This is a genomic window from Streptomyces sp. SBT349, from assembly GCF_001083795.1.
Lineage (GTDB): Bacteria > Actinomycetota > Actinomycetes > Streptomycetales > Streptomycetaceae > Streptomyces.
On the sequence record NZ_LAVK01000013.1, the window covers coordinates 1 to 15,995 of the forward strand.

Below are 15,995 nucleotides of genomic sequence, written 5' to 3' on the forward strand. Positions count from 1 at the left end.
GTTACGCGCTCCGCCCGGATCGGGACGTCAGGAGCCCCCGGCACCTCGTCCTCGACCAGGCGCCGGGGGTTCCTGACGTCCCGATCCGGGCGGAGCGCGTAACCCCGGCATCACCCCAGGTCACATGTGTGAGCCCAACAGTTACCCTTGACAGGTGACCGACGCCCAGCAAACAGCCGAAGCAACCACCGGACTCGCCACGTCAGAGCCGTCGGGTCCGGCGCCGGTCCCCCTGCTGGCTCCGCGCGAGGGCGTGCCCCCGGTCACCGCGGACATCGAGGCGCTCGAGGCCGTCGTCGCCGCCTTCGCGGGCGGGCACGGCCCGGTCGCCGTGGACGCCGAGCGCGCCTCCGGGTACCGGTACGGGCAGCGCGCCTACCTGGTCCAGCTGCGCAGGGAGGGCGCGGGCACGGCCCTGATCGACCCGGTGGCCTGCCCCGATCTCTCCGGCCTCGGCCGGGAGCTGGCCCCCGCGGAATGGGTGCTGCACGCGGCCACGCAGGACCTTCCCTGCCTGCGGGACATAGGTCTGGTGCCGACCCGGCTGTTCGACACCGAGCTGGCCGGCCGCCTCGCCGGCTTCGCCCGGGTCGGGCTCGGCGTGATGGTGGAGACGGTGCTCGGCTTCAGCCTGGAGAAAGGTCACTCCGCGGTGGACTGGTCGAACCGTCCGCTGCCCGACCCCTGGCTGCGGTACGCGGCGCTGGACGTGGAGCTGCTGGTCGATCTGCGCGACGCCCTGGAGGACGAGCTGCGGCGGCAGGGCAAGCTCGCGTGGGCGCTGGAGGAGTTCGCCGCGATCGTGGCCGCTCCCCCCGCGCCGCCGAGGAAGGATCCGTGGCGCCGCACCTCCGGGGTGCACAAGGTGCGCCGGAGACGTCAGCTCGCCGTGGTCAGGGAGCTGTGGACGACCCGCGACCAGGTGGCCCAGCGGCGCGACCTCTCCCCCGGCAAGGTGCTCTCGGACGCGGCCATCATCGCCGCGGCGCAGGCGATGCCCGCGGACACGCGCGCCCTGGCCGGCCTGAGCGGCTTCGGGCACCGGATGGGGCGCCGCCAGCTCCAGCACTGGCAGGCGGCCGTCGACCGGGCGAAGGCGCTGTCCGAGGCCGAGCTGCCCCAGCCGGGACAGCCCGCGAGCGGCCCCCCGCCGCCGCGCGCCTGGGCGGAGAAGGACCCGGCCGCCGCGGCCCGGCTGTCCGCGGCCAGGACCTCGGTGACGGCGCAGGCCGAGGAGCTGAACCTCCCCCAGGAGAACCTGCTGGCCCCCGATGTCGTGCGGCGGTTGTGCTGGGAGCCGCCGACCGAGGCCGGGCCCGGAGCGGTCGCCGACGCGTTGCGCGGCCTCGGCGCGCGGGAGTGGCAGATCACGCAGACGGCGGACCTGCTGTCGCACGCGCTCGCGAACGACGCGTAGGGCGGCGGACGGCGCCCCTTGCCAGAGTGTTACCGGCGGGTAGCATGGGCGGTGGACCACATCATCTCGGCGTGGAGGAGAAGCCATCGTGCCGCGTACCGTCAGGGAGGTCGTCTTCGTTGACGGCGTCCGCACCCCGTTCGGCAAGGCGGGGCCGAAGGGGATCTATCACGAGACCCGCGCCGACGACCTGGTCATCAAGTGCATCAGGGAGCTGCTGCGCCGCAATCCGCAGCTGCCGCCCGAGCGCGTGGATGACGTGGCCGTGGCGGCCACCACGCAGATCGGCGACCAGGGACTGACCCTCGGCCGCACGGCGGCCCTGCTCGCCGGGCTGCCCAAGAGCGTTCCCGGCTATTCCATCGACCGCATGTGCGCGGGGGCGTTGACGGCGGTGACGACCACGGCGGGCGCCGTCGCGTTCGGCGCGGCGGACATCGCCATCGCGGGCGGGGTCGAGCACATGGGCCGCCACCCGATGGGCGAGGGGGTCGATCCCAACCCTCGGTTCGTCGCCGAGAAGCTGGTGGACGAGTCCGCGCTGTTCATGGGGATGACGGCGGAGAACCTGCACGACCGCTTCCCGCACCTGACCAGGGAGCGGGCCGACGCCTACGCGGTGCGTAGCCAGGAGAAGGCCGCCAAGGCGTACGCGGACGCGCGGATCCAGCCGGATCTGGTGCCGGTCGCGGTGCGGCGCACCGGCGGCGAGGGCGAGGCGGGCTGGGGCCTGGCCACGGCGGACGAGCCGATGCGCCCCGGCACGACGGTGGAGGGGCTCGCGGGCCTGAAGACCCCGTTCCGGCCGCACGGGCGCGTCACCGCGGGGAACTCGGCGGGCCTCAACGACGGGGCGACCGCGTCGGTCATCGCGGCGGAGGACGTGGCGCGCGAGCTGGGACTGCCCGTGAAGATGCGGCTGGTGTCCTACGCGTTCGCCGGCGTCGAGCCCGAGGTGATGGGCTTCGGCCCGGTGCCGTCCACGGAGAAGGCGCTGGCCAAGGCCGGCCTGACGATCGGGGACATGGGCCTGCTGGAGATCAACGAGGCGTTCGCCGTCCAGGTGCTGGCGTTCCTCGACCACTACGGGATCGCGGACGACGACCCCCGCGTCAACCAGTACGGCGGCGCGATCGCCTACGGTCACCCGCTGGCCTCCTCGGGGGTCCGGCTGATGACGCAGCTCGCCCGGCAGTTCGAGGACCACCCGCACGTCAGGTACGGCCTGACCGCCATGTGCGTGGGCTTCGGCATGGGCGCGACGGTCGTCTGGGAGAACCCGCACTGGGAAGGCGAGAAGTGAGCGACGCACGCGCGGCTGCCCAGCCGCGGACGACGAACGGGGGGACGCGGTGAGCGCGACCGGAGAGCTGTTGCTGAAGGCCGCCGAGGGGTTTCCCGACGAGGTGGTCACCGAGGCCCGGGTGCGGCACCTGGATCTCCCGGAGGGGGCGGGGCGGTTCGCGCTCATCACCCTGGACAACGGGTTCGACCACACGAAGCCGACCACGTTCGGGCCGCGTTCGCTGGCCCGTCTGGACGAGGCCCTCGACCAGGTGGCGGCCGAGGCCGACGCCGGGGAGATCGTCGGGGCCGGGCTGACGGGCAAGCCGTTCATCTTCGCCGTGGGGGCCGACCTCAAGGGCGTCGAGGTGCTGAGGGAGCGCGAGGACGCCCTCGGGATCGGCCTCGGCGGGCACCAGGTGTTCAAGAGGCTGGCCGGTCTCTCCGTCCCCACCTTCGCCTTCTACAACGGCGCGGCGATGGGCGGCGGCGTCGAGGTGGGCCTGCACTGCACCTACCGCACGGTGTCGGAGTCGGTCGGCGCCTTCGCGCTGCCCGAGGTCTTCCTCGGCCTGGTGCCGGGGTGGGGCGGCTGCACCCTGCTGCCGAACCTGATCGGCGCCGATCGCGCGGTCACGGTCATCATCGAGAACGCCCTCAGCCAGAACCGGATGCTCAAGGGCCCCCAGGTCTACGAGCTGGGCATCGCGGACGCCATCTTCGAGGCCGCCGACTTCCTGGAGCAGTCCCTGCGGTGGGCCGCGGCGGTGCTGCGGGGCGAGATCGAGGTGATCCGGCAGCCCCCGGACCGGGGAGAAGCCTGGGACCGGGCGGTGGCCAGGGGGCGTTCCCTCGCGGACGAGAAGGTCCACGGCGCCGCGCCCGCCGCGTACCGGGCGCTGGACATCATCGCCGACGCGCGCAACGGCGATCTGCGGGCCGGCTTCGAAGCCGAGGACCGGGCGCTGGCCGATCTCATCATGGGCGACGAGCTGCGCAGCGGCATCTACGCGTTCAACCTGGTGCAGCGCCGGGCCAAGCGGCCGGTGGGCGCGCCGGACAAGGGGCTGGCGCGGCCGGTGACCAAGGTGGGCATCGTGGGCGCGGGCCTCATGGCCTCGCAGCTCGCGCTGCTGTTCGTCCGCCGCCTGGAGGTGCCGGTGGTGCTCACCGACATCGACCGGGAACGCGTCGAGGCGGGCGTGCGCTGGGTGCACGAGCAGATCGACTTCCTGCTGCTCAAGGGCAGGATCGGGCAGGACGCGGCGAACCGGCTGAAGGCGGCGGTGACCGGGTCGCTGGATCGGGCCGCGGCGTTCGGGGACGCCGACTTCGTCATCGAGGCCGTCTTCGAGGAGATGGGCGTCAAGCGGCAGGTGTTCGGCGAGCTGGAGGACGTGGTGCCCGAGCACGCGATCCTGGCCACCAACACCTCGTCCCTGTCGGTGACCGAGATGGCGTCGGGGCTGCGGCATCCCGAACGGGTCGTCGGTTTCCACTTCTTCAACCCGGTGGCGGTGCTGCCGCTGCTGGAGGTCGTGCGGGCCGCGGAGACCGATGACGCGGCGCTGGCCACGGCGTTCGCGGTGGCCAAGAAGCTGCGGAAGTCCGCCGTGCTGGTGAAGGACGCGCCGGCGTTCGTGGTGAACCGGGTGCTGACCCGGTTCATGGGCGAGGTGCTGGGCTCCATCGACGAGGGGACGCCGGTCGAGGTGGCGGACCGGGCGCTGGCGCCGCTGGGGCTGCCGATGTCACCGATCGTGCTGCTCGACCTGGTCGGCCCGGCGGTGGCGCACCATGTGGCGGGCACGCTGAGCGGGGCGTTCCCCGACCGGTTCCATGTCTCGGAGAACCTGAGCCGGGTGGTCGAGGCGGGCAAGCGCACCCTGTACCTGCACGACTCGGGCAAGCCGGAGCTCGATCCCGAGGTGGCGGCGCTGTTCGAGGTCGGTTCGACCGTGCTCTCCGAGGAGCAGGTGCGGGCGCGGGCGCTCGACGCGATCGCCGAGGAGATCGGCCTGATGCTGGACGAGGGCGTGGTCGCCGAGGCGCAGGACGTCGACCTCTGCCTGATCACCGGCGCGGGATGGCCGTTCCACCTGGGCGGCATCACCCCCTACCTGGACCGCGAGGGGATCTCCCAGCGGGTGCTGGGCCGCCGCTTCCTGCCCCTGGGGGCGGCGAGCGTCCCCGAGTGAGGAACGGCTCACCCGGGCGCGTGGCGCCCGGCCCGCACTCCGGCGGGCCGGGCGCCACGCCTCGTTGGGGCGCGCCCCGGGAAATTTCCCTCCGGGGAGCGATGAGTTCGGCTCGGGCGGGTGGTCTCCATGAACGACTGACCGGCAAGGGCCGGGCGGCGCCCATCGATTGAGACGAGGCCACCATGTCCACCAAGATCTTCGTGAACCTTCCGGTGAAGGACCTGGACCGTTCCAAGGACTTCTTCACCAAGCTCGGGTACTCCTTCGACGCCCAGTTCACCGACGAGAACGCCGGCTGCCTGGTGATCAGCGACACCATCTACGCGATGCTGCTGGTCGAGCCGTTCTTCAAGACGTTCACCAAGAAGGAGATCGCGGACGCGTCCACCAGCACCGAGACGATCCTCGCGCTGAGCGCCGACAGCCGCGAGCAGGTGGACGAGCTGGTGGACCGGGCCCTGGCCTCCGGGGGGTCGGCCTCCATGGAGACGCAGGACCACGGGTTCATGTACGGCCGCAGCTTCCAGGACCCCGACGGCCACCAGTGGGAGATCATGTGGATGGATGTCGCCGCCGCCCAGCAGCAGGGCTGAGGGCGGGCGGCCGGCCGGCGAGGCCGCCGGCCGCCGCCCTCCGTGGTCAGTCGCTGCCGAGGTGGGCCGCGGCGGCGTCGTAGCGGCCGTCGATCCGCGCCACGAGCCCGGTGACCTGGCGCGCGATGGCGGGGGCCGTCAGGCCGACCTCGGCCAGCACCTCCTCGCGGGTGCCGTGGGGGAGGAAGCGGGCCGGGATGCCGAAGTCGCGCAGCGGCACGTCCACGTCGGCGTCGCGGAGGGCCTGGGCGATCGTGGAGCCGACGCCCCCGGCGCGGCTGTTGTCCTCCACGGTGACGACGACCTTGTGGTCCGCGGCCAGGGCCGGGAGCGCGGGGTCGACGGGCTTGACCCAGCGGGGGTCGATCACGGTGGTGGTGATGCCCTGGCGGTCGAGCAGCTCGGCCGCCTCCAGGCACATGGGGGCCAGGGCGCCCACGGAGACCAGCAGCACGTCGGGGCGGTCGGCGTCCGCCCTGCGCAGGACGTCCATGCCGCCGACGGTGCCGACGGCGGGGACGTTGACACCGACCTTGCCCTTGGAGTACCGCACCACGGTGGGGGCGTCCTCCACCTCGACCGCCTCGCGCAGCTGGGCGCGGAGCTGGTCGGCGTCGCGGGGCGCGGCGAGCCGCAGGCCGGGGACGCACTGGAGGATGGACATGTCCCACATGCCGTGGTGGGAGGCGCCGTCGGGGCCCGTCACGCCCGCGCGGTCCAGCACGAACGTCACGCCGCAGCGGTGGAGGGCGACGTCCATGAGCAGTTGGTCGAAGGCGCGGTTGAGGAAGGTGGCGTAGACGGCGAAGACCGGGTGGAGGCCGCCGGTGGCGAGACCGGCCGCGGAGACGGCGCCGTGCTGCTCGGCGATGCCCACGTCGTAGACCCGGTCGGGGAACTCCTCGGCGAAGGCCCGGAGTCCGACGGGGCGGAGCATGGCGGCGGTGATGGCGACGATGTCCTCGCGCTCGCGGCCGAGCTTGAGGATCTCCTCGCCGAAGACGGAGGTCCAGTCGGCGCGGGACTCGGAGACGGGCAGGCCGGTGTCGGGGTGGATGACGCCCACCGAGTGGAACTGGTCGGCCTCGTCCTCGCGGGCGGGCTGGTAGCCGCGGCCCTTCTCGGTCAGGCAGTGCACGATGACGGGGCCGCCGAAGCGCTTGGCGCGCTGGAGCGCGGATTCCAGGGCGGCGATGTCGTGGCCGTCGATGGGGCCGACGTACTTCAGGCCGAGGTCCTCGAACATGCCCTGGGGGGCGATGACGTCCTTGAGGCCCTTCTTGGCGCCGTGCAGGGTGTCGTAGATCGGGCGGCCGACGACGGGCGTGCGGCTGAGCATCTGCTTGCCGCGCGCGAGGAACCGCTCGTAGCCGTCGGTGGTGCGCAGGGTGGCCAGGTGGTTGGCCAGGCCGCCGATGGTCGGCGAGTAGGAGCGCTCGTTGTCGTTGACGACGATGACCAGCGGGCGGTCCTTGCCGGCCGCGATGTTGTTCATGGCCTCCCAGGCCATGCCGCCGGTGAGGGCGCCGTCGCCCGTGACGGCCACCACATGGTCGTCCACGCCGCGGAGCTGGTTGGCCTTGGCGAGACCGTCGGCCCAGCCGAGGACCGTCGAGGCGTGGCTGTTCTCGATGACGTCGTGCTCGGACTCGGCGCGCGAGGGGTAGCCGGAGAGGCCGTTTCTCGCGCGGAGCTCGGAGAAGTCGCTGCGCCCGGTGAGCAGCTTGTGGACATACGCCTGGTGCCCGGTGTCCCACAGGATCCGGTCGGACGGCGAGTCGAAGACCCGGTGCAGGGCGATCGTCAGCTCGACGACGCCGAGGTTCGGCCCGAGGTGGCCCCCGGTCCTGGCGACCGCGTCGATGAGGAAGGCGCGGATTTCCTGGGCCAGTTCCGGCAGTTGGTCAGGAGTGAGCCGGTCGAGATCGCGCGGTCGCTGGATACGGGTGAGCAGAGGCACCGTTTCTCCTTGCGTTCGGGGCTCAGGGCGGCTGTTCGATGAGTTTAGTGTTCCCCATGAAACGGCCGGAGTCTCGGGAACCGAGATACGTCACCAGGGGCGACGGCCCGAGCCGCGTGACGCAGCTCGGGCCGGTCCGTGATCGATCATGTTCGTCCTGCGGTTCGTTGGGTTCGCCGGGAGACCGAGTCGAGAACGACGGCAATCAGAAGGACGGCACCCGTGATCATGTACTGGATCTCCGCGGACATGTTCATCAGGTTCAGCCCCGACGTGATCGACTGGATCACCAGCGTTCCGAGCAGCGCCGACCAGATCCAGCCGCGCCCGCCGAAGAGGCTCGTTCCGCCGATGACGGCGGCGGCGATGACGTTCATCAGCAGGTTGCCCGAGCCCAGGCTCTTGGAGGCGCCGCCGCTCTGCGCGGCGAAGAACAGACCGCCGAACGCGGCCAGCGCGCCGGCGATGGTGAAGACCGTGAGACGGACCCGTTCGACGTTGATGCCGGCCCGCCGGGCGGCCTCCGCGTTGCCGCCGACGGCGAAGATCTGCCGCCCGTAGGTGGTGCGGCGGACCATGAAGTCGGCGAGCAGCAGCACGGCCAGGAAGAGGACCAGGGCCAGCGGCAGGCCGCGGTGCTGGTTCAGGGTGTAGGCCGTGACGAACGAGGCGATGGCGACCAGGGCGCCGCGGACGAGGATCTCGCTCAGGGGGCGGCTGGTCAGCTTCGCGGCGGCGCGGCGGCGTTCGCCGCGCCACAGGGTGAGGACGTATCCGGCGGTGAGGATCGCGGCCAGCGAGTAGGCGGCGGCGATGTCGCTGAAGTAGAAGTCGCCGAAGTCCCGCACCCAGCTGTCGCGGGGGATGTTGATGGTGCCTTCCTCGCCCATCACCCAGATCTGGACGCCGCTCCAGCCGAGGAATCCGGCGAGGGTGACGACGAACGCGGGGACGCCGACCTTGGCGAAGAACACGCCGTGGATGGTGCCGACGGCCGCGCCCGCGAGGAGGGCCAGAAGGATCGCGAGGACGTCGTCGACGCCATGGCTGACGGTGAGCACGGCCCAGATCGCGGCGGAGAGTCCCGCCACCGAGCCGATGGACAGGTCGATCTCGCCCAGGAGCAGGACCAGGACGATGCCGACGGCCATGATGCCGGGGCCGGCGATGTAGATGGAGATGTTGGAGAGGTTCCTCGGGGTGAGGAACGTGCCGGTCTGGGCCTCGAAGACGATCGCGATGATGATCAGGCCGATGACCACCGGGATCGAGCCCAGTTCGCCGCCGCGGATCCGGCGCCTGAAGTCCTCCAGGTAGCCGGCCAGGCCGCGTTCGCGGACGAGGAGGCGGGGATCGGGGGCGAGTTCGGCGCCCGGCGCCGCGGGCGGGGCGTCGGTGCCGGAGTCCGTTCCGGTGGCGGAGTCGGTGCCGGTGTCGCTCATGATGCCTCCTCCGGTGTGCTGTCCTGCGACGTGCTGTCGGCTTCTTCCGGGGTGGTGGGGGCGGGGACCGTGCGGCGCCTTCGGCGGGCGACGGCGTTGTCGGCCGCGCCCGTGATGGCGGCGATGATCTTCTCGCCCGAGGTGGTGGCGACCGGGAAGACGCCGTTGTTGCGGCCGAGGCGCAGCACGGCGACGCGGTCGGCGACGGCCTGGACGTCGGCCATGTTGTGGCTGATGAGGATCACGCCGAGGCCGCGCTCCCGCAGGCGTTCGACCAGGTCGAGGACCTGCGCGGTCTGCTCGACGCCGAGCGCCGCGGTCGGCTCGTCGAGGATGACCACCTCGGGGGAGCCGATCAGGGCGCGGGCGATGGCCACGACCTGGCGCTGGCCGCCGGAGAGCGAGGCCACCGGGATGCGGACGCTGGGGATGCGGATGGAGAGCGTGTCCAGCAGGTCGCGGGCGCGGCGCTCCATGGTGACGGGGTCGAGCACGCCGCGGCTGCGGATCTCGTTGCCGAGGTAGAGGTTGGCGACGACGTCCAGGTTGTCGCACAGGGCGAGGTCCTGGTAGACGGTCGCGATGCCGAGCTCCTGGGCGTCGTGCGGGCGGTTGATCCTGACCGGGTCGCCCTTCCAGGAGATCTGGCCGGAATCGATGGGGTGGACCCCCGCGATGGTCTTGACGAGGGTCGACTTCCCGGCTCCGTTGTCGCCCACCAGGGCGGTGACCTCGCCGGGGCGGATCTCCAGATCGACGTCGGTGAGCGCCTGGACGGCGCCGAACCGCTTGGAGACCCCGCTCAGCGAAAGAACGGGTGAGGCGGTCAACTGAACCTCCTTGCATGGGTTTGCCCCGGGGCCGTCCGCGATGGGCGAGGACGGCCCCGGGGGTGGTGGCGTCGCGCGGATCAGCTGAGGCCGGCTTCCTGACACGCCTCGGCGTAGTCGGCGGTGCAGATGTCCTCGACGGTGTACGCCTCGTCGGCGACGACCGTGTCCGCGATGTTGTCGACGGTGACGGCGACCGGGTCGAGCAGGGTGCTGGGGATGCCCTCGTCGGTCGGGCTGTCGACGCTGTCCGGCGTCAGGTCGGCGAAGTCCTCGCCGCGCAGGAGGCGGACGGCGACCTCTCCGGCCAGCTCGGCCTGCGGGCGCAGCGCCTTGTAGATCGTGAAGGTCTGCTCGCCGCTCACGATGCGCTGGAGGCCCGCGAGCTCGGCGTCCTGGCCGCCGACCGGGATCCCGGAGATGCCGGCCGCGTTCAGGGCGGTGACGACGCCCGCGGCCATGCCGTCGTTGGCGACGTAGACGCCGTCGAACCCGTCGGTGCCCAGGGAGTCGATGGCGCCGGTCATCTGCTCGTTGGCGATCGCGCCGTCCCACTCCTCGACGTCCTGCTCGAAGACGATCTCGGCGGTGCCGTCGAGGACGGAGTGGGCGCCGCTCTTGAAGTCGGCGGCGTTGGGGTCGGTGGGCGCCCCGTTGATCATGACGACGCGGGAGCCCTCGGCGTTCTCGCCCAGGGAGTCGAGGAGGGTCTGGCCCTGGAGCTCGCCCACGCGCTGGTTGTCGTAGGAGATGTACGCCTCGACGGGGCCCTCGGCCAGCCGGTCGTAGGCGAGGACGGGCACGCCCTCGGCCGCGGCGTCGGCCACCCAGTCGCCGGTGGCCTTGGAGTCCACCGCGTCCAGGATGATCACGTCCACGCCCTGGGTGAGCAGCGCGTCGAACTGCTGCCGCTGGGCGTTGGTGTCGTTGCCCGCGTTGGAGTACTGGACGTCGCAGTCCGGGCAGAGCTCTTCGACCTTGGACTCGATGAACGGACGGTCGAACGTCTCGTACCGCGTGGTGACATCGTCCGGCAGCAGCAGGCCGATGGTGCCGCTGGCGTCGGCGTTCCCCTCTTCCTCGTTCTCGTCACCGCCGCCGGCTTCGCCACAGGCGGCGAGGGCAACCGTGAGAGCTATGGACGTAGCTCCCATGGCGACAAGTCGCAGTTTTTTGCGCATAGTTGAGTTTGCCTCCCGGTTGGGCGCCGCTTCGCGGCCGTGGGTCGGCTGAGAGCTAACTCCGCTCGCTTCTTGGCGTCAATACATAAATCCAAGTTCAACCAAATCGAGACCTTCTCTTACGCCTGAAGCGAAGCATTGAAGCCACGCACCCCTGAAACGTTTTCGGCAGGGAGAAAAGGGCCCGCTCATGTTGGGATGTGGCGGATTACTTTCCGTTCTGTGCGTTCACTTCTTGATGATCACAGGGTGGCGCGGACCGGTCCGAGCAGCATCCCGTCGCCCATCTCCCGCAGCACCAGGGCCAGCGCGCCCAGCACCTCGGCCCGGCCGCCGAGGGCGCCGGGGACCAGGGAGAGCTGGCGGGCGGCGCTGGGGATGGCGTAGCGGCCGACCGACTCGCGGATCGGCGCGAGCGCGATCTCGCCCGCCTCCGCGAGGTCGCCGCCCAGGACCACCCGGCTGGGGTTCAGCAGATTGCACAGCTGGGCGACTCCGGTGCCGATGTGGCGGCCGATGTCGGCGATCACCCGGCGGCAGCCCGGGTCGCCCTCGCGGGCGAGCTGCACCACGCGGTGCATGGTCAGGTCCGGGCCATGGCTGGCCAGCAGCAGCGGCAGCACGTGGCGGGCCGCGGTGAACGTCTCCAGGCAGCCGCGGTTGCCGCAGCGGCAGACCGGGCCCGACTCGTCCAGGGTGATGTGCCCGATCTCGCCCGCGGTGCCCCCCGGGCCCCGGTAGATCTGTCCGTTGATCACCAGGCCCGCGCCGACCCCGCTGGCCACCTTGATGTACGCCAGGTCCCCCGAGCCGCGCCCGCTGCCCCAGACGAACTCGCCCAGCGCCCCCAGGTTCGCGTCGTTGTCCACATGGACCCTGACCCCGGTCCTCGCGGCCAGCTCCTCGCGCGGATTGGTCCCGCGCCAGCCCGGCAGTATGGCCGTGGAGCCCAGCGCCCCGGTCTCCACGTCGATCGGCCCCGGCACGCCGAGGCCGATGCCTATGATCTTGGCCCGGTCCACCCCGGCCACCGACAGCAGGCGGCCGACGAGCTTCTCGGCGCGGTCGAAGCCCTGGTCGGCCGAGGCGTCCACGTCGAACGGCTCGGCCTCCTCGGCGAGCACCTGGTGCGCCAGGTTCCCCACGGCGACGCGCAGGTGGGAGTGGCCGAAGTCGACGCCCACGACGATGCCCGCGTCGCTGGAGAGCGAGACGCTGCGGGCGCGCCGGCCGCCGGCCGAGGTGGTGCGCACCTCGACCGTGCCCAGCTCTTTCAACTCCCGAACGATGTTGGACACGGTGGCCGCGGACAGCCCCGTGGACCGGGCGATGTCCGCCTGGGTCAGCGACCCGGCGGCGCGCACGGCCCGCACCACGCGCTCAAGATTGGCCCGGTGCAGTGAGGACTGCGACCCCGGAGTCTCCACGGTTCACTCCACTTCCGCATCGCCGGCGGGCGCCTCGACGGGCCTGCCGACGGCGCCGACAGCGGTAGGAGACGGCGCCGGGCCCACTATATGAACTTGAACGCTGGTGGGGGAGAACAGTGGGGAAACCGCTTGCACCCGCCAGAGGTGCGCCGGCTTACCTCACCGCGCCCGCCGTGAGCCCCGACTGGACCTGGCGCTGGAAGGTCACATAGACCACCAGCACGGGGAGCATCGCCATGGTCACCCCCGCGTACAGGGCGCCCCAGTCCCCCTCGTACCCCTGCTGCACCATGAGGGCGGCCAGGCCCTGGGGCAGCACCGCGTCGTCGGGCGAGCCGACGTTGAGCACCCGGGGCAGGACGAACTGGTTCCACTGGCCGAGGAAGTTGAAGATCCCGATGCTGATGAGGCCGGGCTGCGCCATCGGCATCATGATCTGGAAGAACGTCCTGGTGTGCGAGGCGCCGTCCAGCGTCGCCGCCTCCTGGACGGCGCCCGGCAGCGTTCGGAAGAAGGCGACCAGGAAGAACGTGGTGAACGGCAGCGAATAGGCGATGTAGACGATGATCAGTCCCTGCCGGGTGTTCAGCAGCCCGAAATTGTTCAGGATGAAGAACAGCGGAACCAGGGCGAGGAAGATCGGGAACATCATGCCGCCCACGAAGAGCGTGTGGATCAGCCGGTTGCCGCGGAAGCTGAAACGGGCCAGGACGTAGGCGGCCATGGAGCCCAGCAGCATCGTCCCGGTCAGTGAACCGGCCAGGATGATCAGCGAGTTGAGCGTGTACTGGCCGATGTCGGCGCTGGTCCAGGCGTTGGTGAAGTTGTCCCACTCCAGGCTGGTGGGCAGGCCGAACGGGTCGGAGACCAGCTCGCTGTGGGGCCGGAAGCTGGAGAGGACCACCCAGACCACGGGCCCCGCGGCCATGACCACCCACAGCACCAGGAAGGAGTGGGCGAAGACGTTGAGCACGCCGCCGGTCCGCTCGCCGGCCGTGGTGCGCTTCTGTTCGCTCATGCGAAATGACTCCCAGTGATGCGTGCTAGAACTCGATCCGGTCCCGGCGGCCGATGCGCATCGCGAGCACCGCGAAGACCAGGGTCACGAAGAAGAGGACGACGCCGATGGCGGTGGCATAGCCGGCCTGCGCGTCCCGGATGGCCTTCTCGTACAGATAGCTCGGCACCACGTTCATGCCGTGCTCCGGGACCATGATGTTCACCAGCGCGAATGCGTCCAGGGCCTGGATCCCCATGTAGATCCAGCCGGTCCTGACGGTGTCCCAGGTGAGCGGGAAGGTGATCCGGAAGAACGTGGTGGTCCTCCCCGCGCCGTCCAGCAGGGACGCCTCGTAGATCTCCCGGGGGATCGAGCTCATCGCGGCCGAGAACAGCACCACGTAGAAGCCGACGAACGACCAGCAGAGCACGAAGAGGATGCACCAGCGGGCCAACTCGCCGCCGAGCCAGTCCTCCTGGCGCCAGGAGTCGAGGCCGACGGCACCGAGCCCCTCGTTGAGCACGCCGCTGCGCGGGCTGTAGACCCGCGCCCAGATGACGGCGATGATCGCGATGGACAGCACCTGCGGGAAGAAATAGACCACCTTGTAGAAGCTGGACCCGAAGACCCCCGCGACGGTCTGGTTCCGCCGCTTCCGGCCCCCCGCGTTCAACATGAAGGCGAAGAACAGGCCCAGCGCGAGCGTGATCGCGGGCGCGAGAACGAGCAGCAGCAGGCTGTTGCCCAGTGCCTCGCGGAACTTGTCGTCGTTCCACAGGCGTTCGTAGTTGTCGAACCCCGTGAAGTTGTACGAGGCGCTGTTCCCCGACCAGTCGGTCATCGAATAGAAGAACGCCTGCACAAAGGGCGAGACGACGAAGAGCAGATAGACCAGCAGGGGAACGGAGAGGAACCAGGATATGAATCGGTACTGGTCCAGCTTCCGGTAACGCCGGTCGTATCGCACCCGCTCCGGGGTGAACCGGGGCGGCAGGAAGAACGCCGCCGCGAGCAGCAGTTTCGTGGCCGCGGGCGGGCTTGTGCCCCTCCGCTCGGTCTGGGCTTCCATACCGCCCCTCCCCTCCCCCGGTCAGACGTGCTGGAACTTCTGGATCGAGTCGTCCTGCGCCGTGGCGTCCGCCGCGTCCTGGCAGCGGTTGATGGCCTCGTCCGGCTCGATGTCGCCGGCCATCATCGCCGCGATGACGCCGCCGATCTCCTCGTTGTTGAGCTGCTGGTACCAGTCGGGCAGCCGGGGGATGAGGAGGTTGTCGCCGGCGGCGGCGAGCGTCTCGGAGGCGCTGGTGAGGCCGGGCGGCAGGTCCATGTCGTCGGAGGCGCCCTGGACGCAGGTGAGCGAGGCGACGAGGGAGGTGAAGTTCCGCGCGGACTCACGGCCGAGCATGATGCGCAGGAACTCCAGGCCGCCCGGCACGTTGTTCGCCTGGGACGGGACGAGGAACGGCTCGCTGCCGCTGGCCCAGATGGTCTCGAACGGCATGGCGTCGGAGGAGTCCAGGCTGGTGGGCGGGCCCACCGCCATGTCGAAGTCCTCCGGGGTGTTGCGCCGCGCCTCGTTCTCCACCCAGGAGCCGTTGGGGATGAACAGGGCGTTGTACTGGTTCCACTCGTCCTGGGACTCCTCGTGGGTGAGCCCCGGGCTGCCCTGGAGGACGTAACCGCGCGCCACCAACTCGTGGTACGCCTCGAAGGCGGCGCGAACGGCCTCGTGGCGCCAGGCGTTGGGCTCCAGGTTGTCTATGGCGCGCAGGACCTCGGCGCCGCCGATCTTGCCGATGAACGGGTACAGCGTGAAGTTGAAGTAGTAGGGGTACTGGCCGGCGTAGGTCCAGCCCGCCATCCCCTGCTGCTTGGCCTTCTCGCAGACCGCGATCATCTCGTCCCAGGTGCGCGGGTACTCGGCATCGAGCCGGGCGAGCGCGGTCTTCGAGTACCACTGGCCGTAGACGGTGTAGGCGTAGTTGAGCTGCCACATCGACTCGCTGCCGAACTGGCCCATCTCGATGACGCCGGGCCGCAGTGTCTCACGGACCGTCAGGGAGGGGTCGTCGAGCGAGGGCGCGTCCAGCAGCTCGGTCAGGTCGTGGGCCTGGTCGTTGCGGATCAGCGCGGCGATGTCCATCTCCTCCGCGCCGGAGTTGTTGATGATGTCCGGCGGGTCGCCCTGCACCATGCGGGGCTGGAGGCGCGATTGGATCTCCTGGGTCTTGGAGTGCTCGACCGCGCCGTAGCTGCCGCTGTAGATCGCCTCGGCGTCCAGGGCGTACTGGTCGCCGAACCCGCCGTCGAAGATGACGACTTCGAGCTCCGTGTCGGGGTTCACGCCGAACGGGTTGGAGTCGGTGGACTCGCCGCGCTCGGCCTCCTCTTCGTCACCGCCGCCGCTGGCGCAGGCGGAGAGCGCGCCGACGGCCGGGATGGTGAGGAGGCCCGCGGCCGCGGATCTCCTCATGAGGGTACGGCGGTTGACGTACGGACCGGAATGCATGTGCGCGTCCTCGCCTTCTGGGGATGCGGGCGGGTGATGGCCGCCGGATCCCCGACAGGTATAGTCCACTTGCCGTTGGCGGGGAAGATCACGAGCCGAAACGCGAACAGGCTTTTCCGAGTTGATATCTGCGCGTCACACTCGGCAC

12 protein-coding genes are annotated in these 15,995 nt (G+C 70.7%); 4 read left to right on the top strand and 8 right to left on the bottom strand.

All coding sequences use genetic code 11. The features are described from left to right. Window positions 1–154 precede the first annotated feature (154 nt). The 4 genes from ADY01_RS03045 to ADY01_RS03060 all read left to right on the top strand — a co-directional run bounded on the left by ADY01_RS03045 (window position 155) and on the right by ADY01_RS03060 (window position 5,495). Entirely contained in the window at window positions 155–1,417 is a 1,263-nt protein-coding gene (locus ADY01_RS03045; RefSeq protein ID WP_049565010.1) for an HRDC domain-containing protein, read from the top strand. An 88-nt stretch (window positions 1,418–1,505) separates the two neighbouring features. Further along, on the top strand, window positions 1,506–2,720 hold the full coding sequence (locus tag ADY01_RS03050) for a thiolase family protein (RefSeq protein ID WP_049565012.1): 1,215 nt from the start codon (window positions 1,506–1,508) through the stop codon (window positions 2,718–2,720). Window positions 2,721–2,769: 49 nt separating this feature from the next. Beyond that, entirely contained in the window at window positions 2,770–4,899 is a 2,130-nt protein-coding gene (locus ADY01_RS03055; RefSeq protein ID WP_049565014.1) for a 3-hydroxyacyl-CoA dehydrogenase NAD-binding domain-containing protein, read from the top strand. 185 nt (window positions 4,900–5,084) lie between these two features. Further along, entirely contained in the window at window positions 5,085–5,495 is a 411-nt protein-coding gene (locus tag ADY01_RS03060) for a VOC family protein (RefSeq protein ID WP_049565016.1), read from the top strand. A gap of 46 nt (window positions 5,496–5,541) precedes the next feature. On the opposite strand, the gene dxs is transcribed toward ADY01_RS03060, so the two are convergent. The 8 genes from dxs to ngcE form a co-directional block, all read right to left on the bottom strand. After that, window positions 5,542–7,455 (bottom strand): 1-deoxy-D-xylulose-5-phosphate synthase, encoded by a 1,914-nt coding sequence (gene dxs, locus ADY01_RS03065; RefSeq protein ID WP_049565018.1) that lies wholly within the window; start codon window positions 7,453–7,455, stop codon window positions 5,542–5,544. Between the two features lie 146 nt (window positions 7,456–7,601). Next, entirely contained in the window at window positions 7,602–8,897 is a 1,296-nt protein-coding gene (locus ADY01_RS03070; protein WP_049565021.1) for a sugar ABC transporter permease, read from the bottom strand. Beyond that, the gene (locus tag ADY01_RS03075; protein ID WP_049565024.1) at window positions 8,894–9,727 is read right to left on the bottom strand and encodes an ATP-binding cassette domain-containing protein; all 834 of its coding nucleotides are present in this window, start codon (window positions 9,725–9,727) and stop codon (window positions 8,894–8,896) included. Before ADY01_RS03075 ends, ADY01_RS03070 begins: the two co-directional genes overlap by 4 nt. An 80-nt stretch (window positions 9,728–9,807) precedes the next feature. Next, a complete protein-coding gene (locus ADY01_RS03080; RefSeq protein WP_049565026.1) occupies window positions 9,808–10,908 on the bottom strand; it encodes a substrate-binding domain-containing protein in 1,101 nt (366 codons plus the stop codon). 242 nt (window positions 10,909–11,150) lie between these two features. Further along, entirely contained in the window at window positions 11,151–12,335 is a 1,185-nt protein-coding gene (locus tag ADY01_RS03085) for an ROK family transcriptional regulator (RefSeq protein ID WP_049565029.1), read from the bottom strand. 157 nt (window positions 12,336–12,492) lie between these two features. Continuing rightward, a complete protein-coding gene (locus ADY01_RS03090) occupies window positions 12,493–13,356 on the bottom strand; it encodes a carbohydrate ABC transporter permease (RefSeq protein WP_049565032.1) in 864 nt (287 codons plus the stop codon). A gap of 25 nt (window positions 13,357–13,381) precedes the next feature. Continuing rightward, window positions 13,382–14,407, bottom strand: a complete 1,026-nt coding sequence (locus tag ADY01_RS03095) for a carbohydrate ABC transporter permease (RefSeq protein ID WP_078899949.1) — start codon at window positions 14,405–14,407, stop codon at window positions 13,382–13,384. A gap of 21 nt (window positions 14,408–14,428) precedes the next feature. Beyond that, the gene (gene ngcE, locus ADY01_RS03100; protein WP_049565035.1) at window positions 14,429–15,847 is read right to left on the bottom strand and encodes an N-acetylglucosamine/diacetylchitobiose ABC transporter substrate-binding protein; all 1,419 of its coding nucleotides are present in this window, start codon (window positions 15,845–15,847) and stop codon (window positions 14,429–14,431) included. Window positions 15,848–15,995 lie beyond the last annotated feature (148 nt).

What these genes read in the sequence shown, in the direction of transcription:
- ADY01_RS03095 (WP_078899949.1), bottom strand. Translation starts at nt 14,407, where the DNA reads ATGGAAGCCCAGACCGAGCGGAGGGGCACAAGCCCGCCCGCGGCCACG.
- ADY01_RS03070 (WP_049565021.1), bottom strand. Translation starts at nt 8,897, where the DNA reads ATGAGCGACACCGGCACCGACTCCGCCACCGGAACGGACTCCGGCACC.
- ADY01_RS03060 (WP_049565016.1), top strand. Translation starts at nt 5,085, where the DNA reads ATGTCCACCAAGATCTTCGTGAACCTTCCGGTGAAGGACCTGGACCGT.
- ADY01_RS03090 (WP_049565032.1), bottom strand. Translation starts at nt 13,356, where the DNA reads ATGAGCGAACAGAAGCGCACCACGGCCGGCGAGCGGACCGGCGGCGTG.
- ADY01_RS03080 (WP_049565026.1), bottom strand. Translation starts at nt 10,908, where the DNA reads ATGCGCAAAAAACTGCGACTTGTCGCCATGGGAGCTACGTCCATAGCT.
- ngcE (WP_049565035.1), bottom strand. Translation starts at nt 15,847, where the DNA reads ATGCATTCCGGTCCGTACGTCAACCGCCGTACCCTCATGAGGAGATCC.